The following is a 24,458-nucleotide window of genomic DNA, read 5'->3' as shown; positions in this document are numbered from 1 at the left end:
GCGCATACCACCAAGGAGCAAATACCGCGATGCAGAGGGATGCACAACAACGACCGCGGCGCCTGCGCCGCTGCCAGCTTTCGGTGCCGGGCTCGAGCGAGAAGATGATGAGCAAGGCCGCCGCCATGGACGTCGACTTCGTGTTCCTCGATCTCGAGGACGCCGTCGCGCCGGCCGAGAAGCGGCCAGCGCGGGCAAAGATCGTCGACGCGCTGAACGGGCTCGACTGGGGCAGGACCGTCCGCTGCGTGCGCATCAACGACCTGACCACCGAATACGCCTACGAGGACATCATCGAAGTGGTCGAAGGCGCCGGCGCCAATCTGGACGTGATCATGCTGCCCAAGGCGATGGGCGCGGCCGACGTGCAGTTCGTCGACAAGCTGCTGACGATGATGGAGATCAAGCTCAAGCTGCCGCATCGGATCGGCATCGACGTGTTGATCGAAGAGGTCGAGGCCATGATGAACGTGGAAGCGATAGCGGCGTCCACGCCTCGGCTCGAATGCCTGATCTTCGGCATGGGCGACTACTCTGCCAGCCAGGGCGTGTCCGTTCGGGATATCGGCGGCAGCGGCGGCTATCCGGGCGATATCTGGCACTACCAGAGGCACCGCTTGACGATCGCCGCGCGTGCTCACCGGCTCGACGCCGTCGATGGTCCCTTCGCCGATTTCCGCGATCCGGACGTCTACCTGCAGGAAGCGCGCCGCGCGATGATCCTCGGCATGATCGGCAAGTGGGCGATCCACCCGTCTCAGGTCAAACTGGCGCAGCAGGTTTTCTCGCCGTCGCCCGACGATGTCGCTCGCGCCCGCGACATGATGCGCGCCTACGACGCCGCGCTGGCACAGGGGCTGGGCGCCGTCCAGTACGACGGCAAGATGATCGACATCGCGTCGATCCGCATCGTCCGAAATCTGGTCGAGCGCGCTGCATTGATCGGCATGTAGCGTCCGCTTCGGCGCGGCTGGCGGCCGCGACAAACCGCCGAGCAGTGATAACAACGATACGGAGACGATATGAAGGCTGACAACCCACCCCAATGGCTGGTCGACGGCCAACGCCGTCGGCTGCTGCGCGCTGGTGCCGCCCTTGCCGTGCTGCCGTGGCCGCTCGCGTCGGCACGCGCCGCCAACTGGCCGACCCGGCCGATCCGCATCATCGCCGCGCAGGCGCCAGGCTCGTCCAACGACAGCACGGCCCGCGCGTTCGCCGAATATTTCACCAGCGTGCTGAAGGTGCCCGTCGTGGTCGAGAACAAGCCCGGCGGCATCGGCATGATCGCCGCCGAAACGGTGGCGCGCAGCGAGCCCGACGGCTACACGCTGCTGTTCACGCTGCACAGCCAGCTGGCCCAGGCTCCGGTGCTGTTGCGCAAGCCGCCGATCGATCCGTCGCGCGATCTCTTGCCGATCGCCGCGGTCAGCACCGGCGTCGGCGTGATGGTCGCCAACAGGAACCTGCCTGCCAACACCTTCAAGGAGGTGCTCGCGCTGGCCCGCAAGCGCCCGGTCTCTGTCGGCAACTATGGAGTGGGCTCCGGCTGGCAACTGATGGTGGCCCAGTTGAAGAAGGAAACCGGCGCCCAACTCGACATCATCAACTACAAGGGCACCGGCGCGATGATGGGCGACCTGCTGGCCGGCCATATCGATGTCGGCGCCGGCTCGCTGCTCGGCATGACTGGCGGCCTTCAGTCCGGGGGACTGAAGCCGATCCTGATCATTTCCGGTCCGCGCAGCGACCGGCTGCCGGGCATCCCCACATGGGCAGACGAGGGCTTCACCAGTCCGGTGTTCCGCAACCTGACCGAATGCAATATGCTGCTGGGCCCAGCAAGCATGCCGCCGGAGATCGCGGCGCGGCTGGCCGAACTGGTGACCAGATCGATCACCGAATCGGAGCAGGTCAAGACGGTTCGGCAACAACTCGGCAGCCAGGACACGCCGCTGACCGGCGATGCCCTGCGTCAGTTCATCGGCCGCGTCTGGCCGACCTATCAGGCGGCGACCAAGGCAATCGGCCTGACACTGCAATGAAGTCCGCCCGCATGCCATTGTCACCGGGGCCGTCATCGCCACGGCATGGACATGCATGTCGGGGAGAGTTCCGATCCATCATAGAATTTCGTCTCCCCAAACGAACGACGAGATCGCGATGGACGATTGGAACTTGCCCTGGACCGGTGGATGCCGATGTGGACGGTTGCGCTTTGAAATCACCGCTCCGCCGCTGCTGACGATGGCGTGCCACTGCACCGGCTGCCAGAAAATGAGCGCCAGCGCCTTTTCGCTATCGATGGCGATTCCCCAGGCTGGCTTTCGCGTGACCGAAGGGAACCCCGTCGTCGGTGGCATGCATGGCGAACAGATCCACCACCGGCATTGCGATTGGTGCAAGAGCTGGGTATTCACCGAGATGGAACCCAGCATGGGGTTTGTGAACGTGCGCCCCACCATGCTCGACGATGCCGCATGGTTTGCGCCGTACGTCGAAACCTATACGAGCGAAGCGCTGCCTTGGGCAAAGACCGGGGCGGCGCATAGCTTTGCCAGGTTCCCGCAGATGGAAGAGTATGGTCCGCTCGTCGCGGAGTTCGGAGCCAGGGGTCCGCGGCCGGGCCGCTAGCGTGGATTCCGGACCGGCGCACGAGCCGATCGTGCGCCCGGTCCCAGCCAGCTTGGCGCAAGGCGGCTCAAGTCGGATCAGGTGGGCCAGGCCGACCCGAGAATGATGCTGCAGAAGTTCAGGCGCTGGTAGCTCGGGTCCTTCAGTGCCAGCACATCGGCCTTGACGTTGCCGAAGGTCGTCAACGGCTTGCGGCGCGTGCCCTCGGCGAAATGGTCGATGATGCTTTCCTTGAAGTTGTGCTCGCGTGGGTGATGCTGGCAGACGTGGTCGCGCTGCTCGCCGGTGAAGTCGTGATAGCACAGCCCCAGCACATCCATTTCGACGCCCGCCGTGACCAGCGCCACCGTCGGCCGCATATGCTCGGGGATGCCGGGGGTCGTATGCAGTGCGATGGCCGCCCAGACATCGTCGATATCCCGCTCCGCAATACCGTACCCCTTCAGGAAGTCCCGCGCCGCATTGGCGCCGTCCACTTCGAAGCGCAAGTCGTCGCTGGCATAGCGCGGCGTCAGCCCCATGTCATGGAACATCGCGCCGATATAGAGCAGCTCGGGATCGTAGGCCAGCGCCTTGCGCTCGCCCGTCAGCGCGCCCCAGAAAAATACGCGGCGGCTATGGTGGTACAGCAGATCGTCTTCGGTGTCGCGCACCAGCTGGGTCGCTGCACGCGCCATCGCGCTGTCGGGCACGCGAATGCCGGCAATGATTTCAGCCATCGTAATTGCTCCTGAATGATCGGCATGGCGGGCATCGGCACGGATCGGCAAGAATCCGCATGAAGACGACGCCTTGGCCATCGCAGCAGTGGAAAGGAAACCGCCAGCCGGAACTCCGCCATCCTTGGTCGGTATTGCGGTCCCGGTCTCGCGCTTTCATTCTGGTCTGCGCTGCGTTTGGCTACAATGATGTGGATCCGTCAGATCCGGACATCGTGACGACGCTTGAAGACAACACCGGGAAACCGACTCCATGAGCGTGACCACCGTAGCCGTCCTGATGCTCGATGGCGTGCAGGCGCTGGATGTCGCCGGGCCCGTCGACGTCTTCGCCGAAGCCAATGCCTTCATCCGCGGCAAGAACCGCTATGAGACGGTGCTGGTCAGCAAGACTCGCAAGCCGCTGCGCGCGTCCAACGGCATGCAACTGGTGCCGGACCTGTCGCTGAACGACGAGGCGCCACGCCTCGATATCGTGCTGGTAGCGGGTGGCCCCGGGCTGCCGGCCGCGCCGGCGGATGCCACGGTCTCGAAGTGGCTGCGTACCGCGGCATCGCGCGCGCGGCTGCATGGTTCGGTCTGTACGGGCGCCTTCGTGCTGGGCCACGCTGGCCTGCTCGATGGCCGCACGGTGACGACCCACTGGCAAAACGCCGCTCACCTGGCCGAGCGCTTTCCCGCGGCCACGGTCGAGTACGACCGCATCTATCTGCGCGACGGCAAGCTGGTCACTTCGGCCGGGGTCACCGCCGGCATCGACCTGGCGTTGGCGTTGGTGCGGGAAGACCACGGCGCCGCGGTGGCGCTGGCCGTGGCCAAGCGGCTTGTCGTGGTGGCGCAGCGCCAGGGCGGCCAGTCGCAGTTCAGCCCTTATCTGGCCGCGGCGCCCACGCAGGCCGATTCTCCGGTCGCCCGCGTGCAGGCCTATGTGATGGCAAATATCGGCGCCAGATTGACGCTCGATGCGCTGGCCGCCGAAGTCGGCATGAGCGGACGCAATCTGGTGCGCCTGTTCGTCGCGGATACTGGCATGACGCCGCATGCGTTCATCGAGCGCGCCCGCATCGATATCGCGCGCAATCTGCTGGAGGGCAGCGCCCTGCCGTTGAAGTCGATCGCCTACAAGTGCGGCTTCGTGACGGTGGACCGCATGCGCGTGCTGTTCCAGCAGCGGCTCGGTATTTCCCCGGCGCAGTATCGCGCCAGCTTCCGCTAGCGCGGGCGCGATACTCGGGCATCAAATCACGCCGCCGTTCGCGCGCAGCGTCTGCCCATTGACCCAGCCACCATCCGGGCCGGCGAGGAAGGACACCACACCGGCGATGTCCTCCGGCTGACCGAGCCGCTCCAGCGGTGCGAGCTTGGCCAGGCGCTCGACGACCTGCTCAGGCTTGCCGTCGAGAAACAGCGCGGTAGCGGTGGGACCGGGCGCCACCGTGTTGACGGTGATATTGCGGCCGCGCAATTCCTTGGTCAGGACGTGCGTCATCGCTTCGACGCCAGCCTTGGTGGCTGCATAGACGCCGTAGGTAGGCTGATACAGGCCGACCACGCTCGAGGACAGATTGATGATCCGCCCGCCGCTGCGCAGCCGTCGCGATGCCTCCCGCAGCGTGTTGAAGGTGCCTTTCAGATTGATGGCGATCTGGCTGTCGAACAAGGCGTCGTCGCTGTCGGCCAGTGTGGCCAGACGCATGATGCCGGCGTTGTTGACCAGCACGTCGACGCCGCCGAACGCGGTCTCGGCCGCGTCGAACATGCGCCGCACGGCCGCGCCGTCGCTGACGTCGGCCTGGGCGGTGATCGCGTGCCCGCCGGCCTGCTCGATCTGCCCCGCCAGTGCTTCCGCGTCGCGGGCACTGCCGGCATAGTTGATGACGACGGTAAAGCCGTCGCGGGCCAGGCGCTGCGCGATCGCGGCGCCGATGCCGCGGGAGGCGCCGGTCACGATGGCAACCTGGTTTTCGGTGCGCTTGTCGGCGGGCTGGTCGGTACTCATGTCAGTTCTCCGTTGGAAGGTCGCGGATGGAAGGGTTGCGACATGGGAGAACTATGCGCGGCGGCGGCCAAAAGATCATCGCCCCGGCATTGGCAGGACTGTTGGCGCGGCTTGAACAATGGCGCACCGCGGTAATGCGTTATCGCATCCTCGCGGGCATCGCGGGCATCGCGAACAGGCGCTATTGCGGCCCGAGCAACATGGCGATCAGATTGTCGGCCGTGGCGCGCAGCCGCTTCTCGTCCTGATAGACCCGTTCGACCACGACCAGCCCCCGCGTGAACGTGACGATCAGCCGGGCGGCCTGCCGCGGCGGCAGCGCCAGCAGCGCCTGCTCGCCCTCACGCGACAAGCGCTCGAACAGCACCTGCTCGATATCGTCGAGCAAGCCCCTCAGGGCCGTGCGCAACGGCCCCTCCAGATCTTCGGTGCCCACCGCGGTCTTGGTGCTGAGGCAGCCGCGGGTCGGCATCCCGCTGGCCATCGACGTGGTCATCGAGGTGATCACGCAAGCGAAGAAGCTGCGCAGCGCGTCGCGCATTCTCGGCTTGTCCAGCGCCTCGCGCATCTGCCCGACGAAGCGCTCGCGATAGACATCGAACACGCGCAGGAACAACGTTTCCTTGTCGCCATAGGCGTTGTACAGGGAGCCGCGCTGCACCCCCGTGGCCGCAGCCAGCTCCTGCATCGAGGTCGCGGCATAGCCCTTCTGCCAGAACAGCGCCAGCGCCTTGTCCAGCGCAAGGCCTTCATCGAATTGGCGAACCCCAGCCATCTGTTTCTCCGAATGCTCGGGCTGCAAAGCCCTTGAAAACATGTTGCCATTTAAGCCGATGATTGACACTTCCGTCAATCTTGACTAACTTATCAAACATGACAATGGCGTCAAACATTGGCCATCCATCGGACCGGCGCCGGACGATGCCTGCCCTGCCCCCCCATTACATCAACCCATGACCAAACGTCCTCTTTCCTACACGCCAGCACAACTCGACCGCGCGCTGGTCTGGCGCTACATCTTTGCCGGCCTGTGCGCCAGCCTCGACAGCATCGGACTGGCGCGCTTCGCCTTCACGCCGCTGATCCCCGAGCTGATCCAGGCCCACTGGTTTCCCGCTTCCAGCGTGATCTATCTGGGCGCCGCCAATCTGGCCGGCTATGTCTGCGGCGCGCTGATCGGCCGTACCGTTGGCGCGCGGCTCGGTAACGAACGCACGCTGCGGCTGATGATGGTGTGGATCACCGCCGCCTTCCTCGCCTGTGCCGTGCCGCTGTCGTTCGGCTGGTACTTCGCGTGGCGCTTCATGTCCGGCATGGCGGGCGGGATCGTCATGGTGCTGGTCGCCGGCACCATCCTGCCGCACGTGCCGCCGGCGCGCAAAGGCGCCGCGGGCGGGGCCATCTTCCTCGGCCTCGGGCTCGGCATTGCGGGATCGGGCACCATCATTCCGCTGTTGCTGGAATTGGGGCTGGCGCAAACCTGGATCGGGCTGGCAATACTGTCGGCCCTGCTGACGGCTGCCAGCTGGTTCGCATGGCCGCCACGGCAATTGGATCGCGCTGACGCGGCGCCGGCAAGATCGGCGCCGTCCGCAAAGCCGCACTTCGGCGGCGCCGTCTGGATGCTATACCTGCAGTACGCGCTGATGGCGACCGCAGCGGTGGTGCCGATGGTGTTCCTGGTGGACTTCATCGCGCGCGGCCTGGGCGCCGGCACGCATCTGGGCGCGGTGTTCTGGGCGGTCTATGGGCTGGGCGCCATCGCTGGACCGCCGCTGTACGGCTTTCTCGCCGATCGGCTGGGCGCCGGCCCGGGTATCAGGCTGGTGTCGCTGGTGCTGGCAATCGTGCTGGCCGCGGTGTATGTCACCGACAACCTGCTGGTGCTCGGTGCCCTGACCGTCGTGATCGGCACCTTCGCGCCCGGCATGGTGCCGTTGGCGCTGGCCCGTGTGCATGAACTCGTCCCGGACCATGCGCCGCGGCAAAACATTGCCTGGAGCCGCGCCAGCATCGTGTCGGCGGCGGCGATGGCCGTCGCCGGTTACGCCTATTCCGCGCTGTTCAACGCGAGCGGCGGATCGCACCGGCTGCTGTTTCTGACCGCCGCGGCGCTCCTCGTGGTGGCGTTGCTGGCGGACCTCTGCTTACCGGCCAAGGCGAGGAATTCGCAGATGGCCCGCTCCTGACACGCCCGCGTCGTTACGCCGCTGCCTCAATCATCCTCAGCACGGCCGCGGCCAGCGCGCCGCGTGCGTCGCCGAGGGCGTCGACCGCATCGAAATGATGGCCACTCGGTTGGTCGACGATCTCCACAGGCACGCCATGCTGGCGCAGCAGCGCCGCATAGTCGGCCTGTAGGCGATGATATTCGTTGGACTCGTCGCCGCCGACGGTGAGGATCATCGGCAGCCGGGTCGAAGGCGGATGGCGCATCGGACTGAAGGCGGCCACGTCCGCCTCGGTCAGTCCCACCACCTTGTTGAGATAACAGAGCCGGATCGGCTCCAGATCGTAAAGGCCGCTGATTGCGCACCCGCCCTTGAGCACATCCGCCGGCACCCCGAAGTCCTGCCAGTGTGTGCCGGCCAGCGTCGCAGTCAGATGCCCCCCGGCCGAATGTCCGGACAGGAAGATGCGATCCGCATCGAAGCCCAGCTTCTGCGCCTGCCGGTACAGCCACACCACGGCATCCTGGTTGTCGCGCACGATATCGGCCATTGCGACGGTCGGTGCGAGCCGATAATTGACCACGGCGACATTGATATCACGCTTGAGATACGGGATTGCCAGATAGCTGAAATCGGATTTGTCCAGCGATTGCCAATATCCACCGTGAATGAAGATCAGCAATGGCCGGGCGGCACTGCGGGCGGGAAAGAAATCGAGCGTCTGTTTGGCGTCATCGCCGTAGGCGAGATCCTGGCTGACTGCATGCACCTGCCGAATCTCCGCGCTTTGCTTGGCCCACCGGTCGAAGATCGCCTGATAGTGCGGAATGCCACCGCGAACGTTGTACTGCCGATCAAGCGATTCCTGATTGAAGTTTCGATACACTGACATTAAATTTGGCTCCGAACATTCTGGTTCGATGCGGACATCGATCCCGGAAAAAAATACGACGCGCTCACGTCGAACCCCAAGATAAATGGCCGCGCCGCCAACGGCGCCCCGCCAGATGACATCCGCTATCTCGGAGACGCCATGTTCGGAAAGAGCGAGAATCGCGACGACTACCAGCATATCGACCGCCCGCTCGGCGGCATGGCTCGCGAGCTGCCCGACCGGTTCTACATCGACTTTCACTCGCACCCGCGGGGCCAGCTGATCTATGCCTATTCCGGGGCGATTCTGGTGACCACGGAATTGGGATCCTGGGTGGTTCCCCCGCAGCGGGCGGTCTGGGTGCCCTGCAATGTCCGGCATGCGATGAAGGCGTGCGGCGACGTGGAAATGCGTACCGTCTATGTCCGGGAGGACGCCGTCCCCGCCGAGCTGACGACGTGTTGCGTGGTGGCGGTGCCGCCGCTGCTGCGCGAGTTGATCTCGGCGGCGGTGAGCATGCCGCTCGATTATCAGGAGGAAGGCCGCGACGGTCTGGTCGCCAGGCTGCTGTTGCATGAAATGCGGCCGCTCTCGGTCGTGCCGCTCCATCTGCCCATGCCCCGCGATGCACGCCTGGCCCGCATTTGCACCCGCATCGTCGCCGAGCCGTCCGACGAGACGTCCGTCGAGGAATGGAGCCGCTCCGTTGGCGCCAGCGAACGCACGATCATCCGGTTGTTTCCTGAGGAGACTGGCCTCACCTTCAGCCGCTGGAAACAACAGGCCAGGCTGATGGCCGCCGTGCGGCTGCTGGCCGAAGGCAAGCCGATCACCGACATCGCGCTCGAACTTGGATACGAGAGCCCCAGCGCGTTCAGCGCCATGTTCCGTCGCGCGCTGGGCATGACGCCGACCGAATACTTTCAGGATAGGGCACCGCGTTAGTAGCGCACAGGCGCGCAATCTGGCGTCCGCGCGACAACGCATGGCCTCGCCGCAAGGGACAGGGTCCCGGCGCGCGAGGCACAGTGAGATGGCGACGCTGCCGTGCAAGGCGCCGGCAGCGCGTCGCCATTGCTCACGAGGAAGCTCATGCCAGTCATCGACCGCATCCGGGAGGCGGGAATCGTCCTGCCCTCGCTCGAAGTGCCAGCCGCGCTGTTTGTCCCCTATACCCTGCACCGTGGGGTCCTGACGGTCTCCGGCCAATTGCCAATGGTTGGCGGCAAGGCATTTGCGACGGGCCGTGTCCCTGACGACGTGTCGCTCGACACAGCCCGCGAAGCCGCGCGGCTTTGCGTGGCCAACGTACTGGGCTGGGTCGCGGCCGCCACCGGCGGCGATCTGGAGCGGGTTCAGCGCGTGCTTCGCATAGGCGGCTTCGTGGCTACCTCAGCGGGCTTCCACGATGCCCCTGCCGTGGTCAACGCCGCGTCGGAGCTGATCAACTTCGTCTTCGGCGACAAGGGCAAGCACGCGCGCATTGCGATCGGTGTCGCCAGCCTGCCATTTTGCGCTCCGGTCGAGATCGAGGCCACGTTCGCGCTGGCCGTCGACGCATGACGATGGTATCCCGCACCGGATATGCCGACGTGCTGGTCGGCCTGCAATACGGGGACGAAGGAAAGGCAAGAATCGTCGACCATCTCGCCGGCGACTATGACGTCATCGCGCGCTTCAACGGCGGCGCCAATGCGGGCCACACGATCGATGCCCCCGGCGGCGCACTTCGACTGCGCCAGGTTCCCTCCGGCGTCCTGCACCCGTCGCTGTCGCTCTACATCGGATCGGGATGCGCGATCGGCCTGGCCGACCTGGCCGACGAGATCGCCATGCTGGCGTCGCGGGGCATCTCATTGCGCGGGCGCCTGATCGTCAGCGACCGCTGCCTGCTGGTCCAACCCGCGCATGTGGCGCGCGATCGGGACGAGGGCGGCGGCGTCGGGACCACGGGGAATGGCATCGGCCCCTGCCACGCCGACCACGCCACCCGCATGCGCGGCGGCATGCGGGTGGCATTCCAGCTACGCGACCTGGTCGCGGACAGCGAAGCGGTGTTCCGCCATCTGAGCAAGCCGGACACACGGGTTGGCATGGATGCCGGCATGCTCACCAATAGCTCGGCAATCGCACGTATGCGCGCCGCCTGGCGGACCGTACGCGGCTTCGTCACCGCCGAGCCGGACCACCTGCTCCGGCGCGTCGAGGGCGGTGCGCGCGTGCTGTTCGAGGGCGCCCAGTCCGTGTTGCTCGACTTGACGCACGGCGAACAGCCGTGGGTGACCTCCAGCCATACCGTGCCGGCCTATGCATATGTCGGCGGCGACCTGCCGTGCAAATACCACCGCAAGACCATCGGCGTCGCCAAGGCCATCGTCTCGCGCGTTGGTGCCGGACCGTTCCCGTCGGAGCTTGGCGGCACGCGCTCGGCGCGATACTGCGCGACGGCGGCCGCAGACCGTGGTGCCCGGCATCGCGAGGCCGTCCACCATGAGCCGGCTCGTCTGCTTGCCAGCGACGACGCCTTCGACATCGGCAGCGCCCTTCGCGTGCTGGCCGACGAGTACGGCACCGTGACCGGCCGGCCGCGTCGCATTGGACTGCTCGATGTCGCACAACTGCGAATGACCATGCGCCAGCATGGCATCGATGAGTGGTTCCTGAACAAATGCGACTGCCTGGCATGGTTCGCCGACACACCGCGCCAGGCCATCCCGCTGTTCGATGGTGCCCCTCATGGCGCAGCGGAGCCCGCCGTCCGCGAGTTTGCGGCGTTTCGTTTCGACGCGTTGCCCAAAGGCCGTGAAGACCCGTTGCCACCGCAGCTCGACGCGCTGCTGCATTGGCTGGAAGACGCCGTCTCCTGCCGCCTTCTTGGCATCGGCCTCGGTCCGGCACGCGACCAGCTGCGCTCTCTGTACTGAACTCCCCCAAACCTCTCGACCCGAGTGCAAACATGACGCCCGCCTACTTGACCAACGACATGCGAAGAACCGACCTGGCCTGGTCCGACTGGCCCGCCATCGAAGCCTTATTGAAGGACGAACTGATTTGCCGGGTCGCCGTCCACGACACCCCCTTCCCTTACGTGACGGCGCAGAGCTTCACCTTTACCGGCGATGCCTTCCTGATCCATAGCTCCCGCTACGGCAAACTGGCTTCGGCTATCCGTGCCAACCCTCACGTGACCATCGAGGTCGACCGCCCGGTGGCATTGCTCAAGGCACCCAAAGGCCAGAACACCAGCCTCGAGTACTACAGCGTCATCGCGAGATGCGTCGCCACCTTGCGCGACCAGACCGACGAAATACGGGCGCATCAGTACGTGGCGCTCGACAAGTTCCGGCCCGAGAAGGACTACACGCCAATCGAAGACGGGGCCGCAAACCAGATCGTGGCGTACTGCTGTGAGGTCCGCTCGCTGTCGGCCAAGAAGCGGATTCTCGCGGACGGACAATATTCGCCGCCCGGCCAGCCCCGGGCGCCGTACTTGCGCTATCCGTTTCCGGCCGGCGCGACGCTGTCGGCGCTGCCCGAGGAAGCCTTCGATACGCAGCGCTTCGCCCGCTGAGGCCTGCCCCTTCTCACTCCGATCGCTCTCACCTGGCCCGCTTCGATGGGCCGCCAGGCGTGGCCAGCCTGCTCGATGTCCTGGCGGCCACGTATTCCGCAGTGTCTTGTGTTTGCGCGCATCCCCCCATCGCGCGATGGTCAGCCCCATACGCCACGCCGACCGAACCTGTTGGCGCCATGGCGACAGTCGTTGGCATCCCTACGCGGGCCCCGCCTGCCATCCCGCGCGACAGTAGCGAACGACATGCCGCACGGCCATGTTGCACACCGCCGCTCCGCACGGAGACGGCCACGACAAGACAGGAGACAACATGAGAGTGACACCGATCGAGCTGATGCGTGTGCGCGTCGGCGACCGCCTTGAACGCTTACCCATCTGCGGCTACCACCGCTGTCTGTTCGCCGTCATTGCGATGGCGTTCTTCTTCGACAATCTCGATCTCGCCATGATGACGTATCTGCTGGGGTCAATCCGCACCGAGTTTGGGCTGACCAGCGCGCAGGCGGGGATGCTGGGCAGCGCCAGCTTTGTCGGCATGGCAGTCGGCGCCCTTGGCTCCGGCATGCTGGCGGACCGCTTCGGGCGCAAGCCGGTCTTCCAGGTCAGCATGATCGTCTGGGGCGTGGGCAGTTTTCTGTGCTCGACGGCAAACGACCCCGTCACCCTCGGCCTGTACCGGCTGCTGCTGGGCGTTGGCATGGGCATGGAACTGCCGCTGGCGCAGACGCTGTTGTCGGAATTCATTCCGGCGCGCCAGCGCGGCAAATATCTGGCGCTGATGGATGGCAACTGGCCGATCGCCTTCATCTGCGCAGGACTGATGTCCTACTATGTTCTCTCGGCATACGACTGGCGCACCATGTTCATGCTCGGCGCCGTGCCCGCACTATTTCTCTTCGTGGTCCGTCGCTACGTACCGGAATCGCCGCGCTGGCTGGAGTCCAAGGGACGACACGAGGAGGCGGCACGCATTGTCGACGGCATCGAATCCACGGTGATGCGCCGCCTGAAGCTGACCTCGCTGCCCGAAGCCACCGCCACGGTGACGACCGCCGATGCACAGACCTTCGGCGTAAAGGTGCTGTGGTCTGCCGAGTACCGCAATCGGACGATGACGGTGTGGGGACTATGGTTCTTCGCCTTGCTGGGCTTCTACGGGCTGAATACCTGGATCGGGGCGCTGCTGCAGCAGGGCGGCATGGGTGTCACCAAGTCGGTGCTCTATACCGTCTACATTTCCATCGGCGGCATTCCCGGCTTCCTGTTCGCCGCCTGGGCGGTCGAGCGATGGGGCAGGAAGCCGGCATGCGTGGCGACCCTGGTGGGCGGCGCCGTGGCCGCGTTTCTCTACGGCCGGGTCGCGGGCATGCATGCGGACCCGGCCGCGCTGTTTCTGTCCGGCGGCATGATGCAGTTCTTCATGTTCGGCATGTGGGCGGTGCTCTACACCTACACCCCCGAGCTTTACCCGACAAGGGCGCGCGCCACAGGATGCGGCATGGCTTCCACGGTGGGCCGGGTCGGCTCCCTGATCGGACCCTCTCTGGTCGGGCTGGTACTACCGCTTGCGGGTCAGTCCGGCGTATTCGCGCTGGGCGCCGCCTCCTTTCTGGCGGCCGCGTGGATCGTCTACCGGTTCGGCATCGAGACACGGGGCGAAGCGCTGGAGTCCATTTCGGCGAGCTGACCGCCTTCTGCCTGGACGATCCGCCGCAGCGGACCCAGGCGGCCCAATCTGCCTGAGCGGGCGTTACGCTGCCGCTTCGATCATTGCCAAGACGGCAGCCGCCAGCTCGCTTTGCGCATCGCCGAGCCGATCCAGCGCATCGAAATGGTGCCCGCCCGTCTGCACGACGATGCGGACCGGCACGCCGCGCTGCCGAAGCAGCGCGGCATACTCGTCCTGCTGGCGGTGATACTCCGCCGATTCGTCGCCGCCGACGGTCAGGATCATCGGCAGCGTGGTCGTTGGCGGATGACGCATCGGGCTGTAGGCGGCGACATCGGCCTCGGTCAGACCGATCACACGATTCAGATAGCAGAGGCGGATCGGCTCAAGATCATAGAGCCCGCTGATCGAGCAGGCGCCCTTCAGCACGTCCGCCGGCAGACCGAAGTCCTGCCATTGCGTGCCGGCCAGCATGCCGACCAGTTGGCCGCCTGCCGAATGGCCGGACACAAAGACGCGCTCGGCATCGAAGCCCAGCACCCTCGCGTTTCGGTGCAGCCACACCACGGCCCCCCGGTTGTCGCGCACGATTTCGGCCATCGTCGCCTGGGGCGCAAGCCGGTAGTTGAGCACCGCCACGTCGATGCCGCGTGCCAGATACGGGGCGGCCAGATGGCTCGAGTCGGACTTGTCCAGCGCCTGCCAATAACCACCGTGAATGAAGATCAGCAGCGGCCGGCCCGGCCCACCGGCGGGGAAATAGTCCAGCGTCTGCTTCGGATCGCTGGCATAGCAAAGGTCCTCCTGGACCGCATGCGCCTGGCGGAAGGCCGCGGCATCCGCCGCCCATCGCGCAAGAATGGCCGGGTGCTGCGGCACCGCGGCACGGTTGTTGTACTGCTTGTCGAGAGATTCCTGATCCAGGTCGCGAAACACGGGCATGCAACGAACCTCCGAATGGTCTGGCGAGAGCGACAACGCCGCAACGACGATGCCGGAACGGCGATGTGGGAACGACGAGGCGTTCGTACGATATCAGTTTGTGGCCCGCCCCTCTTCGCCGACGATCCGCCGAACCAGATCGCACACCGACGGCACCAATCCCTCCAGCCGTGCCGGCCCCGCGCCCTCGATCCGCTCGAGCACCAGCTCGTGCACGGCGCCGACCAGGGCCAGTGCGCTCTCGTAGGGCAGGCGCTGCCGGCGGCGCTGATCGGTGCCGACGGTGCGCTGGATGAATTCGGCCAGTTCGCGATGGACCTGCCGGCGTACCGCCAGGCCGGGACCGCCGAGACTGAGGATCTCGATGAACAGCGTGCGCAGCAAAGCGGGGTTGCCCGCCATGTAGCCGAGGTAGGCGCGCATCGCGCCTTCGACCTGGGCGGTCCACGGCTGGCGCGGGTCGATCGCGTCGCGCAGCACCTGCAGCGCATGCCGGCTGGCGCTGACGTACAGCGCCATCAGGCAATCGGCCTTGGAGTCGAAGTGTTCGTAGAAGGTCCGGCGCGAGACGTTGGCCTCGGCCACGATATCGGCGATGGTGACGTCGGCATAGCCCTTGCGCGCGACCGCGCCGGCCATGCCCTCGAGCAGGCGGCGTCGATGTTCGCTGCGGTCCGGCGCGGTGCCGGCGGTCAGGATGGCGGGTGCGTGCATGGGCGGCTAGGCATGGGTCGCTCGTTATCCGCCGCCATGGTACTTGACAGTACCGATGCGCGCCATCATGATCGGTACTCCGCAGTACCAGCCGGGCGACGTGCCGGCAACACCCCCTGGGAGACCACCGTGACGCATCTCGTCGTTCGCCGCCTGCTCGTCGATATGGAAGCGCCGATCCCGCGGCATTGGTGCGCGGGCGATCCGTTCCGCACGGCGTTCCTCAATGCGCTGTCGATGAGCTTTCCGGTCGGCGAGCAGTTCTTTATCGATGCGGTGCGCAATGGCTTGAAGGCGCTGCCGCCAGAGCAGCAGGACCGTTTCCGCGCCGAGGTGCAAGGCTTCGTTGGCCAGGAGGCCACCCACCGCCGCCTGCACGGCCTCTACAACGAACACCTGCGCAGGCAGGGGCTGGTCAATGCCTGGGAGGTCCGTTCGAAGGAACGGCTCAAGCAGCTCGAGGGCGTGGACCCGCGCCATCCGCTGGCGATCACCGCGGCGTTCGAACACTTCACCGCAATCTTTGCCGACTGGATGCTGCGCAACGCGGACATGCTCGGCGAGCAGGACCCGCGTCTGGCGACGCTGTGGCTGTGGCACAGCGCCGAGGAGACCGAGCATCGCAACACCGCCTTCGACCTGTACCAGGCGCTGGGCGGCTCGCACGAATGGCGCATTACCTGGTTCCGCCGCATCAGCATCACCTTCCTCGGTGATGCGCTGCGTCAGACCATCGACAACCTGCGCCGCGACGGCACGCTATGGCAATGGCGGACCTGGGCCGGCGCGATGCGGTTCCTGCTCGGCAAGCGCGGCCTGATCCGCCAGACGTTCGGCGCATGGCGCGACTACTTCCGCCGCGACTTTCACCCGACCGACCACGACGCCAGCGCCTCGGCACAATGGCTCGAGGCCCATCGGGACAAGTACGTGCCGGTAGGCGCCTGAGCGTACCAAGGGCTGATCGCGCTTCGGCGGTCGCCCGACTGCATTACCAGTACGACAGCATCAGCAGGCCGATCAGCACGATCGCGATAAACACCCACAGCATCGGGCGCGCGATCAGGTGGCGGCCGCGCGTCGACGCGCGCGCGGCCTCGGCATTGGTGCCGTACTCCTCTTTCTTTGCCATGGCGATGACTCGAAGGGCTTGAAGTCCTTCCGATGACGCATGGATCGTGCCGAGGTGCAACCGCGCCCGTCGCTGCGGCGCGCCATGCCGCGCCGCGTGCAATTTTGACAACCGCATGGCCTTACGCGCCCGCCTCGTCCGCCTCCCCCGCGATCCGTGCGATCACCGTGCATCGCTTCCCCATGCCGCCGTCCGCTCGGCTATGCTTCGGTGGCCGGATTCCGCTGAGCCACCATCCGGCACGCGCTCCACCAAGACCAACAAAGCAAGGAGACCCGATGCGCATCGTCCGCCGGCGGCCCGCCGCCACCCTGCTCCGCCACCTCGCTGTCGCCGCTGCCCTGCCAATGCTGGCCGGCACGGCTGGCGCTGCCCCCCCCACCGACCGTTATGCCGCCCCTGGCCTGGAGAAGCCGGCCAGCATCCTGATCGATCGCTGGGGCGTGCCGCACATCTACGCCGGCACGCTGTACGACGCCTTCTACGCGCAAGGCTTCATCGCCGCGCGCGACCGGCTGTGGCAAATCGACCTTTGGCGCAAGCGCGGACTCGGCGAGATGGCCAAGGACTTCGGCCCGGCCTATGTCGACGGCGACCGGATGGCGCGCGCGGTGCTGTACCGCGGCGACATGTACCGCGAATGGCTGGCCTACGGCTCGGACGCAAAGCGCGTGGCCGAAGCCTTCGTTGCCGGCGTCAACGCCTACGTGGCGCTGACCGAGGCGCAGCCCGAGCTGCTGCCGCGCGAGTTCAAGCAGCTTGGCTACAAGCCCTCGCGCTGGCGCGCCGAGGACATCGTCCGCATCCGCCACCACGGCCTGACGCTGAACTTCACCGGCGAGGTCGACCGCGCCACGCTGTACTGCCAGGCCAAGGAGCAGGCAGCGCGCGCGGACTGGCTGCGGCGCGAGCTCGATCCGCCGATCACGCCGACACTGCCCGAGGGCCTGGACCCGTGCGCGGTGCCCGCCGCCGCGCTGAAGAAGGCCTATACGCTGGCCACGGCCGCGGCGAACTTCCCGAAGGAAGCCTGGCAGAAGGCGGCCGCCGGTACGGTGCCGGTCGAGCAGCTCTACGCCGCGGTCGATGCGAACAGCGACACCGGCCGCAGCCTGGGCTCGAACAACTGGGTGATCTCCGGCAGCCGGACGTCGACGGGCCGGCCCATTCTCGCCAACGACCCGCACCGGGCGCACGGCGCGCCGAGCCTGCGCTATGTCTCGCATCTGAATGCGCCGGGCCTGTCGGTGATCGGCGCGGGCGAGCCCTTCCTGCCCGGCATCTCGATCGGCCACAACGGCACCATCGCCTTCGGCCTGACGCGCTTCTACATGGATCAGGAAGACCTGTACGTCTACGAGACCGATCCCGCGCAGCCCAAGTCCTACCGCTATCGCGGACGCTGGGAGCCGATGGAGACCATCACCGAGAAAATCGCGGTCCGCGGCGAGGCGGAACCGCGCACCGTCACGATCGACTTCACGCGCCATGGCCCCGTGCTGCATGCCGACGATGCCAGCCACCGCGCCTGGGCGCTGCGCGCGGCCTGGCTCGATGCCGGCATGGCGCCGTACTTCGGCTCGATGGATTACATGCGCGCGACCAACTGGGACCAGTTCCGCGCGGCGATGAATCGCTGGGGCGCGCCCGGCGAAAACCAGGTCTATGCCGACCGCAACGGCAATATCGGCTGGATTCCGGGCGGCCTGACGGTGATCCGCCCCAACTGGGACGGTCTGTTTCCGGTACCGGGCGACGGCCGCTACGAGTGGGCCGGCTACCGCAACATGGACGAGCTGCCGTGGGCCTATAACCCGTCCGCCGGCCATATTGTCACGGCCAACGAGAACAATATTCCGCCGGATCACCCTGCCGCGAAGCTCGGCGTCGGCTACGAATGGAGCGACAGCTCACGGGCGCGCCGGCTCAAGAGCCTGGTCGCGGCCGCACCGGTCAGCTCGCTGCGCGATTCGATCGCATGGCAGAACGACACCGTGTCGCTGCCCGCGCAGCGCACGCTGGCCGTGATGCGCACCGTCGGCAATGCCGGCGCCGCGGCATCGCTGCTGCAGGACCCGCAGGTGCAGCGCGCCGTCGCGCTGCTGCGCGGGTGGGACGGCAATGTGCGCGCCGACAGCGTGCCGGCCGCGCTGTTCGAGATCTGGTTCAGCAACCATCTGCGGCCCGCGGTGGTGCGCGCGGCGCTGCCGGAGGACGCGGCCAAGCTGGTTGGCGCCGGCGACGCGGCCCGCGTGCTGGCGGTGCTGGAGCAGCCGGACTCGTGGATGCCGGTGGCGCGGCGCGACGAAGTCATGCTGACGTCGCTGAAGGCCGCGATGGCGGAACTGGAACGGCGATCGCCCTCGCCGGAAAAACTGGCCAACTGGGGCACGCTGCATCGCGCGATCTTCCGCCATCCGCTCGCCAACATCGTCGACGACGCCACCCGCGCCCAGTACAACGTCGATGCCGGCGGCGTCGGCGGCTCCGCCTTCACCCCGATGAACACCAGCTATCGCAACAGCGACTACCACCTGACCGCGGGCGCGTCGTTCCGCATGGTGCTCGACGTCGGCAACTGGGACCAGGGGCGCGTGATCAATACCCCAGGACAGTCGGGCGACCCGGCCAACCCGCACTACCGTGATCTGGCACCGGTGTGGGCCAAGGGGCAGACGTTCCCGCTGGTGTATTCGCGCAAGGCGGTCGAGCGGGCGGCGGAGAAGCGGATCGAGCTGACGCCTCGCTAAGGCGTCATCACCGCATCGGATCCGATTGCCGATGCGGCCGGCGGGCGTGCCTCGTGCACGCCCGCAACATGCACCCCGAAGCCCGTCTCCCCCGGCGCGAGGTCGTCCCGCAAGGTCAACTGCGGAATCGCATAATCCCCACCGTTTTGCCGCCGGAATGGAATCGGCGCTGTCGTGTCGATCCGATCCAGCCGCTGTCCCAACTCGTCCTGGATGATCGCAAAGCGTGCCGCATCGACGCGGCCGGTCCGGTAGACCACGTAGGGCGGCAACACATCGAAACCCGGGTAGTGCAGGATCCCGTGTTGTATCGGGAACAGGATGTCGTCGATCGGTCCGTTGATGCCGCGCGGGCTGTAGTGCGACTCCCATCCGCCGGCGGTGACGACCAGCATCGCCCGCTTGCCGGCCAGCGTGCCCTCGCCATAACGGTCGCCCCAGCGCGCATCCGAGTGTTCGCCCACGCCATAGGCGAACCCGTAGGCATAGACGCGTTCCACCCATCCCTTCAGGATCGCCGGCATCGAGAACCACCACAGCGGAAACTGCAGGACCACTGCATCGGCCCACAGCAGCTTGCGCTGCTCGGCCGCGATGTCCTCGCTTTGCGTGCCGTTCTCGAACGCCTGTTTGGAGTCAAGTGAAGGATCGAAGCGCTCGCCGGCCCGGTGGCCGAGATTGTCCGCGGCATCGAGCGTGGCCTTCCACCGCATCGCGTACAGATCGGATACCTGCACCGTATGGCCGGCCGCTTTCAGCCGCTCGACGGCAAAGTCGCGAATCGCCCCGTTCAGCGAGCGCGGTTCGGGATGCGCATAGACCAGAAGAACGTTCATCGTGAGCCTCCATTGCCCATTGCAAGAGAAGGCCAGCTTAGGGTCGCGTCCGGTATATTGGAAATGAATTTCTGAAATTCCAGGTATTGTCATGAACAATTTCGGACGGCTGGATCTGAACCTGCTGATCACGCTCGACGTGTTGCTGGCCGAGCGCAATGTCACGCGCGCGGCCGAGCGGCTGAATCTGTCCCAACCGTCGGTCAGCGTGCAGCTGGCCAAGCTGCGCGACACGCTGGGCGACCCGCTGCTGCTGCCCGGTCCGCGCGGCATGCGGCCGACGGCCCGTGCCGAGGCGTTGCGCGAGCCCTTGCGCGAAGCACTGGAGGCGCTGCAGCGCGCGGTATCCCCGCAGGACCGGTTCGATCCGGCGCGGGCGACCAACACGTGGCGCGTCGCGGCCTTCGACTACGCCGAATCGACCGTCGTGCTGCCGGTGTTGCACGGCTTGCGAACGATGGCGCCCGGCACCCGGCTCGCTGTCATGCAGGCGGTGCCGTCGCTGCTGGCGCGGCAGGCGGAACAAGGCGAGATCGATCTTGCGTTCCATACCACCGAGGGCGCGCCGCCGGGCCTGCATCGCCGCCCCCTGTTCACCGAGCGCTATGTGCTGGCCGGCCGCGCCGGTCACCCCGGCCTGAGGCGCAAGCCGACGCCGGCGCAGTTCTGCAGGCTAGAACACGTGATCGTGTCGCCCGATGGCGGCGGCTTTCTCGGGCCGACCGACGAGGCGCTGGCGGCGCGCGGGCTGTCACGCCGGGTCGTCCTGTCGGTGCCGCATTTCCTGTTCGTGTTGTCCGTGCTGGCCAGCACCGATCTGGTCGCGATGCTGCCGTCGCGCCTGGTGCGCGATGCCGCCGGTATCAAGGTGGTCGAGGCCCCGATCGAGATACCGGGCTACGAGATGTCGATGCTGTGGCATGAGCGCGTCCATCGCGACCCCGCGCATCGCTGGCTGCGCGACACCATCGTGGCGTCCGTGTAGTCCCGTCCCGGGCCCGCTACACGGGCTGCATTCCCGGCAGCAATGGGATGCGCTCGGCAAGGAAATCCATCAGCACGCGCACGCGCGCGGGCTGATAGCGGCGGCTCGGATAGACCAGAAAGGCATCCTGCGCGGTGCCATGCCAGCGTGGCAGCACGCGCACCAGCGTGCCGTCGTCCAGCAGATCCTGCACCAGCCAGGCCGGCGTCAGTCCAAAGCCGGCGGCGGCGACAAAGCCCTCGCGGATCGCCAGCGAGTTGTTGACGCGATAGCGGCATGGCGCCTCGATGGTGGCCGTGCCGTCCGGACCTTCCATCACGATCGCGTCGCCGCCGGCCAGCCACGTGAAGCGCAGCAAAGGCAGCGATGCCAGGTCCCCGGGGCGGCGCACGCGCTTGTGCTCCGCCATCAGCGCGGGGCTGGCGACCAGCATGCGCGGCGACACGGCGATGCGCCGCGCGACCACATTGGGCGGCAACTGCGCGCCCAGCCGCAGGGCCAGATCGACGCCCTCGGCGACCAGGTCGACATAGCGGTCGTCGAACAGCAGCTCGATCTCCACGTCCGGATAGCGCTGCTGAAACGCCAGCACCAGCGTGTTGAGCCGCAGCACGCCGAAGCTGACAGGCGCGCTGAGCCGGACCAGCCCGGACGGACGCTCGGCCTGGCCCTGCGCATCGCCGACCGCCTCGCCGAAGGCCTCCAGCACGCGCCGCGCGCGCTCGTAGAAGCGGCGCCCGGCCTCGGTCGGCGACAGGCTCGTGGTGCTGCGCTCGAGCAGCCGGACGCCCAACTGTTTCTCGAGCGCGGCCACCACCTTGCTGATGGTCGGCTGCGATGCCTGCTGTTCGCGCGCGACGGCCGACAGGCTGCCCAGCTCGACGGCCCTGACAAAGGTCTGCATTGCGCGAATGGTGTCCATGGACGGTTTCCTGTCGGCGTTGGGCCGCAACGCGTATTCGGATGGCTCATTCCAATATCGAATAAGCGACATGCCATTCTGCCAGCTTCTGCGATGGATCGGCATACCGTAGCGTGATGCCTGTACCGGCTCGCGGCCGGGCTCTCACAGGACGATTCCAACTATGCCGACCTCCTTCTCCGATGCCTTGCGCCAACGCTGGCTGCGCGCCTGCGCCGCCGTCGCGCTGGGCACCGCGGCCTTTGCCGCGCTCGCTGCCGAAGCATCCACGGCCCGGTGGCTGCCGACCTGGACCGCCAGCGAACAGCCGATCTGGCAGGCCGGCGAGTTGCCGCTGCCGACCGGCGTGCCGGCACGGCTCGACAATCAGACGCTGCGCCAGGTCGCAAGGATCAGCATTGGCGGCCCGCGTGCGCGCCTGGTGCTGTCGAATCGATACGGGCGCGAGCCGGTGACGATCGGCGGGGCCCGGCTTGCGCTCGCCGCCGGGCGCAACGGCATCGATGCGAGAACCGACCGCGCGGCGACCTTCGGCGGCCGCCCGTCGATCACGATTCCGGCCGGCGGCACCGTGACCAGCGATGCGATTGAACTGCCGGTCCCTCCGCTGAGCAGACTTGCGGTCAGCCTGCATCTGCCAGAACCGGTCCGGCCCGGCGGCTTTCATTGGGACGGCCGGCAGACCGCCTGGCTGGCGCGGGGCGACGCGATGCGCGATGCCACGCTGCCGGATGCGACATCCTTCAGCGGCAGGCTGCTGCTCGCCGCCATCGAGGTCGAGGCCAGCCACGGCACCGCAGCGGTGGTCGCGATCGGCGATTCGATCACCGAGGGCAATGGCTCGACGGTCGACGCCAATCGCCGCTGGCCCGACGGCCTGGCCGAACGGCTGGTGCCGCGGGGACTGGCGGTGCTCAATGCCGGCATCTCGGGCGGGCAGTTGTTGCGCGACGGCATGGGCGAATCGGTGCTGGCGCGCTTCGGGCGCGACGTCCTCGGCCACACCGGAGTGCGCGCGGCCATCGTCGCGATCGGCATCAACGATATCGGCTGGCCGGGTTCGACCTTTGCCCCGCAGACCGCGTTACCAGAAGTGGCCAAGATGATCGAGGGCTACCGCGCACTGATCCGCCGCGCGCACGATCGCGGTATCGCGGTGATCGGCGCCACCATCACCCCGTTCGCCGGCGCGCTGGCCGGCACGCCGATCCGCGGCTACGATGCGCCGCCGCAAAAGGAAGCGCTGCGGCAGGCGATCAATGCCTGGATACGCGACAGCGGCGAGTTCGACGCCGTCGCGGATTTCGATGCGGCGTTGCGCGATCCGGCGCGGCCGCAGGCGATGCTGGCGCGCTACGACAGTGGCGATCGTCTGCATCCGGGCGACGCCGGCTATCGGCGAATGGCCGAAGTCGCGGCCGCCGCGGTGGCCACTGTGGCCACTGTGGCAACTGTGGCCACGATCGCCACGGATGCCACCGACGCCACGGACGACTGAACCGCGATGCCGGCGCGGCGCAGCCCTTTCCCGAATCCGTCGCCGTTCCGGAACTTCACGCCCGAGCACCGACTCACACCGGGATAACCCTGTCCCGCAGCATCGGCCGCCGCTCGGCGGCCTCCCGTCAAGAGGTGCGCAGATGAGACTGCAAGGCAAGACTGTGCTGGTGACCGGCGCCGCCTCCGGCATCGGCCGCGGCATCGCGCTGCGGCTGGCAAGCGAAGGCGCCAACGTGGTGGTCGCGGTGCATCGGCTCGACGAACGATCCGAGCAGGTGTGCAAGCAGATCCGCGAGGCTGGCGTGCAGGCATGGGTCGTGAAAGGCGATGTCTCCGGCGTGGGCGAGGTCGAGCGGCTCTTCCGCGAGGCCGCCGATGCCGCCGGTTCGATCGACGCGCTGATCAACAATGCCGGCATCGAAATCCGCGCCCCATTCGGCGAGGTCACCGAGGAAGACTACGACCGCGTGCTGAACGTCAACCTGAAGGGACCGTTCTTCCTGTCGCAGCAATTCGTGCATCACTGCCGTCAGCAGGGACGCGGCGGCAAGATCGTCAATATCAGCTCGGTGCACGAAGACCTGCCCTTCCCCAACTTCACCAGCTACTGCGCCAGCAAGGGAGGCTTGCGGATGCTGATGCGCAACCTCGCGATCGAGCTGGCGCCGTTCGGCATCACCGTCAACAACATCGCGCCCGGAGCGATCCAGACCCCGATCAATCACGCGCTGCAGCAACGCCCGGACCAGCTGCGCGCGCTGCTGGCCAATATCCCGCTGGGCCGGCTGGGCGAACCGGGCGACGTGGCGGGGCTGGCGGCCTTCCTGTGCAGCGCCGACGCGGACTACATCACCGGGGCCACGCTGGTGATCGACGGCGGGCTGCTGTGGAATTACAGCGAGCAGTAAGGGCTGGGGTGGCCGCGTTTTTCCGACGGCGTGCAGCATCAGCCACATCAGCGATCTTCATGTCATTCCAGCGCAATTCCATATCGCCCGCGGGGTGAAGATTTCCCGCCGCAGGCCGTTAGCCATCGCGTC

General features: G+C 66.8%; 24 protein-coding genes. 15 read left to right on the top strand and 9 right to left on the bottom strand.

The window, feature by feature from the left end; translation table 11 throughout:
• The first annotated feature begins 29 nt into the window (after positions 1-29).
• The 3 genes from FOB47_RS04825 (at position 30) to FOB47_RS04815 (ending at position 2,631) form a co-directional block, all read left to right on the top strand.
• Positions 30-953, top strand: a complete 924-nt coding sequence (locus FOB47_RS04825; RefSeq protein ID WP_174780133.1) for an HpcH/HpaI aldolase/citrate lyase family protein — start codon at positions 30-32, stop codon at positions 951-953.
• Between the two features lie 69 nt (positions 954-1,022).
• Positions 1,023-2,042: a Bug family tripartite tricarboxylate transporter substrate binding protein gene (locus tag FOB47_RS04820; RefSeq protein ID WP_174780132.1), complete on the top strand. Its 1,020-nt coding sequence runs from the start codon at positions 1,023-1,025 to the stop codon at positions 2,040-2,042.
• A gap of 166 nt (positions 2,043-2,208) precedes the next feature.
• Positions 2,209-2,631 (top strand): GFA family protein, encoded by a 423-nt coding sequence (locus tag FOB47_RS04815; protein ID WP_198753644.1) that lies wholly within the window; start codon positions 2,209-2,211, stop codon positions 2,629-2,631.
• 77 nt (positions 2,632-2,708) lie between these two features.
• Here FOB47_RS04815 and FOB47_RS04810 read toward each other — a convergent pair whose 3' ends face one another.
• Positions 2,709-3,350 carry an HD domain-containing protein gene (locus tag FOB47_RS04810; protein WP_174780131.1) on the bottom strand — a complete coding sequence of 214 codons (642 nt, stop codon included), beginning with the start codon at positions 3,348-3,350 and terminating at the stop codon, positions 2,709-2,711.
• A 259-nt stretch (positions 3,351-3,609) separates the two neighbouring features.
• Between FOB47_RS04810 and FOB47_RS04805 the strand changes: the two genes are divergently transcribed.
• The gene (locus FOB47_RS04805; RefSeq protein WP_217488913.1) at positions 3,610-4,566 is read left to right on the top strand and encodes a GlxA family transcriptional regulator; all 957 of its coding nucleotides are present in this window, start codon (positions 3,610-3,612) and stop codon (positions 4,564-4,566) included.
• 21 nt (positions 4,567-4,587) lie between these two features.
• On the opposite strand, the gene FOB47_RS04800 is transcribed toward FOB47_RS04805, so the two are convergent.
• Positions 4,588-5,349 (bottom strand): SDR family oxidoreductase, encoded by a 762-nt coding sequence (locus FOB47_RS04800; protein ID WP_174780129.1) that lies wholly within the window; start codon positions 5,347-5,349, stop codon positions 4,588-4,590.
• Between the two features lie 181 nt (positions 5,350-5,530).
• Positions 5,531-6,124: a TetR/AcrR family transcriptional regulator gene (locus FOB47_RS04795; protein WP_174780128.1), complete on the bottom strand. Its 594-nt coding sequence runs from the start codon at positions 6,122-6,124 to the stop codon at positions 5,531-5,533.
• Positions 6,125-6,302: 178 nt separating this feature from the next.
• Between FOB47_RS04795 and FOB47_RS04790 the strand changes: the two genes are divergently transcribed.
• Complete coding sequence (locus tag FOB47_RS04790; RefSeq protein ID WP_174780127.1) at positions 6,303-7,538, top strand: YbfB/YjiJ family MFS transporter; 1,236 nt, start codon at positions 6,303-6,305, stop codon at positions 7,536-7,538.
• Positions 7,539-7,551: 13 nt separating this feature from the next.
• On the opposite strand, the gene FOB47_RS04785 is transcribed toward FOB47_RS04790, so the two are convergent.
• Complete coding sequence (locus FOB47_RS04785) at positions 7,552-8,412, bottom strand: alpha/beta hydrolase (RefSeq protein ID WP_174780885.1); 861 nt, start codon at positions 8,410-8,412, stop codon at positions 7,552-7,554.
• Between the two features lie 141 nt (positions 8,413-8,553).
• Between FOB47_RS04785 and FOB47_RS04780 the strand changes: the two genes are divergently transcribed.
• From FOB47_RS04780 to FOB47_RS04760, 5 genes are all read left to right on the top strand, one after another.
• Entirely contained in the window at positions 8,554-9,339 is a 786-nt protein-coding gene (locus FOB47_RS04780) for an AraC family transcriptional regulator (RefSeq protein WP_174780126.1), read from the top strand.
• A gap of 147 nt (positions 9,340-9,486) precedes the next feature.
• Positions 9,487-9,957, top strand: a complete 471-nt coding sequence (locus tag FOB47_RS04775; protein WP_174780125.1) for a RidA family protein — start codon at positions 9,487-9,489, stop codon at positions 9,955-9,957.
• The gene (locus tag FOB47_RS04770; protein WP_174780124.1) at positions 9,954-11,318 is read left to right on the top strand and encodes an adenylosuccinate synthetase; all 1,365 of its coding nucleotides are present in this window, start codon (positions 9,954-9,956) and stop codon (positions 11,316-11,318) included. The genes FOB47_RS04775 and FOB47_RS04770 overlap by 4 nt, the downstream gene beginning before the upstream one ends.
• 32 nt (positions 11,319-11,350) lie before the next feature.
• Complete coding sequence (locus FOB47_RS04765) at positions 11,351-11,965, top strand: pyridoxamine 5'-phosphate oxidase family protein (protein ID WP_174780123.1); 615 nt, start codon at positions 11,351-11,353, stop codon at positions 11,963-11,965.
• Positions 11,966-12,278: 313 nt separating this feature from the next.
• Positions 12,279-13,655: an MFS transporter gene (locus FOB47_RS04760; RefSeq protein WP_174780122.1), complete on the top strand. Its 1,377-nt coding sequence runs from the start codon at positions 12,279-12,281 to the stop codon at positions 13,653-13,655.
• Between the two features lie 63 nt (positions 13,656-13,718).
• Here the strand turns inward: FOB47_RS04760 and FOB47_RS04755 are convergent, their stop codons facing one another.
• Both FOB47_RS04755 and FOB47_RS04750 read right to left on the bottom strand, forming a co-directional pair.
• The gene (locus tag FOB47_RS04755; protein WP_174780121.1) at positions 13,719-14,579 is read right to left on the bottom strand and encodes an alpha/beta hydrolase; all 861 of its coding nucleotides are present in this window, start codon (positions 14,577-14,579) and stop codon (positions 13,719-13,721) included.
• Positions 14,580-14,672: 93 nt separating this feature from the next.
• Positions 14,673-15,293: a TetR/AcrR family transcriptional regulator gene (locus FOB47_RS04750; RefSeq protein ID WP_053824030.1), complete on the bottom strand. Its 621-nt coding sequence runs from the start codon at positions 15,291-15,293 to the stop codon at positions 14,673-14,675.
• Positions 15,294-15,422: 129 nt separating this feature from the next.
• Between FOB47_RS04750 and FOB47_RS04745 the strand changes: the two genes are divergently transcribed.
• Positions 15,423-16,241, top strand: a complete 819-nt coding sequence (locus FOB47_RS04745) for a metal-dependent hydrolase (protein WP_053824031.1) — start codon at positions 15,423-15,425, stop codon at positions 16,239-16,241.
• Positions 16,242-16,284: 43 nt separating this feature from the next.
• On the opposite strand, the gene FOB47_RS04740 is transcribed toward FOB47_RS04745, so the two are convergent.
• Entirely contained in the window at positions 16,285-16,425 is a 141-nt protein-coding gene (locus FOB47_RS04740; protein ID WP_174780120.1) for a hypothetical protein, read from the bottom strand.
• Positions 16,426-16,703: 278 nt separating this feature from the next.
• On the opposite strand from FOB47_RS04740, the gene FOB47_RS04735 reads away from it, so the two are divergent.
• Positions 16,704-19,175 (top strand): penicillin acylase family protein, encoded by a 2,472-nt coding sequence (locus FOB47_RS04735; protein ID WP_174780119.1) that lies wholly within the window; start codon positions 16,704-16,706, stop codon positions 19,173-19,175.
• Here FOB47_RS04735 and FOB47_RS04730 read toward each other — a convergent pair.
• Positions 19,172-20,011 carry an NAD(P)H-dependent oxidoreductase gene (locus FOB47_RS04730; protein WP_174780118.1) on the bottom strand — a complete coding sequence of 280 codons (840 nt, stop codon included), beginning with the start codon at positions 20,009-20,011 and terminating at the stop codon, positions 19,172-19,174. The genes FOB47_RS04735 and FOB47_RS04730 overlap by 4 nt on opposite strands.
• Before the next feature lie 91 nt (positions 20,012-20,102).
• Here FOB47_RS04730 and FOB47_RS04725 point away from each other — a divergent pair, with 91 nt between their 5' ends.
• Positions 20,103-20,996 (top strand): LysR family transcriptional regulator, encoded by an 894-nt coding sequence (locus tag FOB47_RS04725; RefSeq protein ID WP_174780117.1) that lies wholly within the window; start codon positions 20,103-20,105, stop codon positions 20,994-20,996.
• A 16-nt stretch (positions 20,997-21,012) separates the two neighbouring features.
• Here FOB47_RS04725 and FOB47_RS04720 read toward each other — a convergent pair whose 3' ends face one another.
• Positions 21,013-21,918, bottom strand: a complete 906-nt coding sequence (locus FOB47_RS04720; protein WP_174780116.1) for a LysR family transcriptional regulator — start codon at positions 21,916-21,918, stop codon at positions 21,013-21,015.
• A gap of 163 nt (positions 21,919-22,081) precedes the next feature.
• On the opposite strand from FOB47_RS04720, the gene FOB47_RS04715 reads away from it, so the two are divergent.
• Both FOB47_RS04715 and FOB47_RS04710 read left to right on the top strand, forming a co-directional pair.
• Complete coding sequence (locus FOB47_RS04715) at positions 22,082-23,416, top strand: SGNH/GDSL hydrolase family protein (RefSeq protein ID WP_174780115.1); 1,335 nt, start codon at positions 22,082-22,084, stop codon at positions 23,414-23,416.
• 142 nt (positions 23,417-23,558) lie between these two features.
• A complete protein-coding gene (locus FOB47_RS04710; protein ID WP_174780114.1) occupies positions 23,559-24,326 on the top strand; it encodes an SDR family NAD(P)-dependent oxidoreductase in 768 nt (255 codons plus the stop codon).
• Positions 24,327-24,458 lie beyond the last annotated feature (132 nt).

The organism is Cupriavidus gilardii (assembly GCF_013347325.1).
Classification (GTDB): Bacteria; Pseudomonadota; Gammaproteobacteria; order Burkholderiales; family Burkholderiaceae; genus Cupriavidus; species Cupriavidus gilardii.
Note: the sequence above shows the minus strand (reverse complement) of the source record. Positions and strands in the feature narration are given on the sequence as shown.

Bases quoted from the DNA above. Each gene is read 5' to 3' on its own strand.
- FOB47_RS04795 (WP_174780128.1), bottom strand. From the start codon at position 6,124: ATGGCTGGGGTTCGCCAATTCGATGAAGGCCTTGCGCTGGACAAGGCG.
- FOB47_RS04740 (WP_174780120.1), bottom strand. From the start codon at position 16,425: ATGGCAAAGAAAGAGGAGTACGGCACCAATGCCGAGGCCGCGCGCGCG.
- FOB47_RS04760 (WP_174780122.1), top strand. From the start codon at position 12,279: ATGAGAGTGACACCGATCGAGCTGATGCGTGTGCGCGTCGGCGACCGC.
- FOB47_RS04735 (WP_174780119.1), top strand. From the start codon at position 16,704: ATGCGCATCGTCCGCCGGCGGCCCGCCGCCACCCTGCTCCGCCACCTC.
- FOB47_RS04790 (WP_174780127.1), top strand. From the start codon at position 6,303: ATGACCAAACGTCCTCTTTCCTACACGCCAGCACAACTCGACCGCGCG.
- FOB47_RS04755 (WP_174780121.1), bottom strand. From the start codon at position 14,579: ATGCCCGTGTTTCGCGACCTGGATCAGGAATCTCTCGACAAGCAGTAC.
- FOB47_RS04710 (WP_174780114.1), top strand. From the start codon at position 23,559: ATGAGACTGCAAGGCAAGACTGTGCTGGTGACCGGCGCCGCCTCCGGC.
- FOB47_RS04800 (WP_174780129.1), bottom strand. From the start codon at position 5,349: ATGAGTACCGACCAGCCCGCCGACAAGCGCACCGAAAACCAGGTTGCC.
- FOB47_RS04725 (WP_174780117.1), top strand. From the start codon at position 20,103: ATGAACAATTTCGGACGGCTGGATCTGAACCTGCTGATCACGCTCGAC.
- FOB47_RS04750 (WP_053824030.1), bottom strand. From the start codon at position 15,293: ATGCACGCACCCGCCATCCTGACCGCCGGCACCGCGCCGGACCGCAGC.
- FOB47_RS04825 (WP_174780133.1), top strand. From the start codon at position 30: ATGCAGAGGGATGCACAACAACGACCGCGGCGCCTGCGCCGCTGCCAG.
- FOB47_RS04715 (WP_174780115.1), top strand. From the start codon at position 22,082: ATGCCGACCTCCTTCTCCGATGCCTTGCGCCAACGCTGGCTGCGCGCC.
- FOB47_RS04765 (WP_174780123.1), top strand. From the start codon at position 11,351: ATGACGCCCGCCTACTTGACCAACGACATGCGAAGAACCGACCTGGCC.
- FOB47_RS04775 (WP_174780125.1), top strand. From the start codon at position 9,487: ATGCCAGTCATCGACCGCATCCGGGAGGCGGGAATCGTCCTGCCCTCG.
- FOB47_RS04780 (WP_174780126.1), top strand. From the start codon at position 8,554: ATGTTCGGAAAGAGCGAGAATCGCGACGACTACCAGCATATCGACCGC.
- FOB47_RS04820 (WP_174780132.1), top strand. From the start codon at position 1,023: ATGAAGGCTGACAACCCACCCCAATGGCTGGTCGACGGCCAACGCCGT.
- FOB47_RS04730 (WP_174780118.1), bottom strand. From the start codon at position 20,011: ATGAACGTTCTTCTGGTCTATGCGCATCCCGAACCGCGCTCGCTGAAC.
- FOB47_RS04810 (WP_174780131.1), bottom strand. From the start codon at position 3,350: ATGGCTGAAATCATTGCCGGCATTCGCGTGCCCGACAGCGCGATGGCG.
- FOB47_RS04770 (WP_174780124.1), top strand. From the start codon at position 9,954: ATGACGATGGTATCCCGCACCGGATATGCCGACGTGCTGGTCGGCCTG.
- FOB47_RS04720 (WP_174780116.1), bottom strand. From the start codon at position 21,918: ATGGACACCATTCGCGCAATGCAGACCTTTGTCAGGGCCGTCGAGCTG.
- FOB47_RS04785 (WP_174780885.1), bottom strand. From the start codon at position 8,412: ATGTCAGTGTATCGAAACTTCAATCAGGAATCGCTTGATCGGCAGTAC.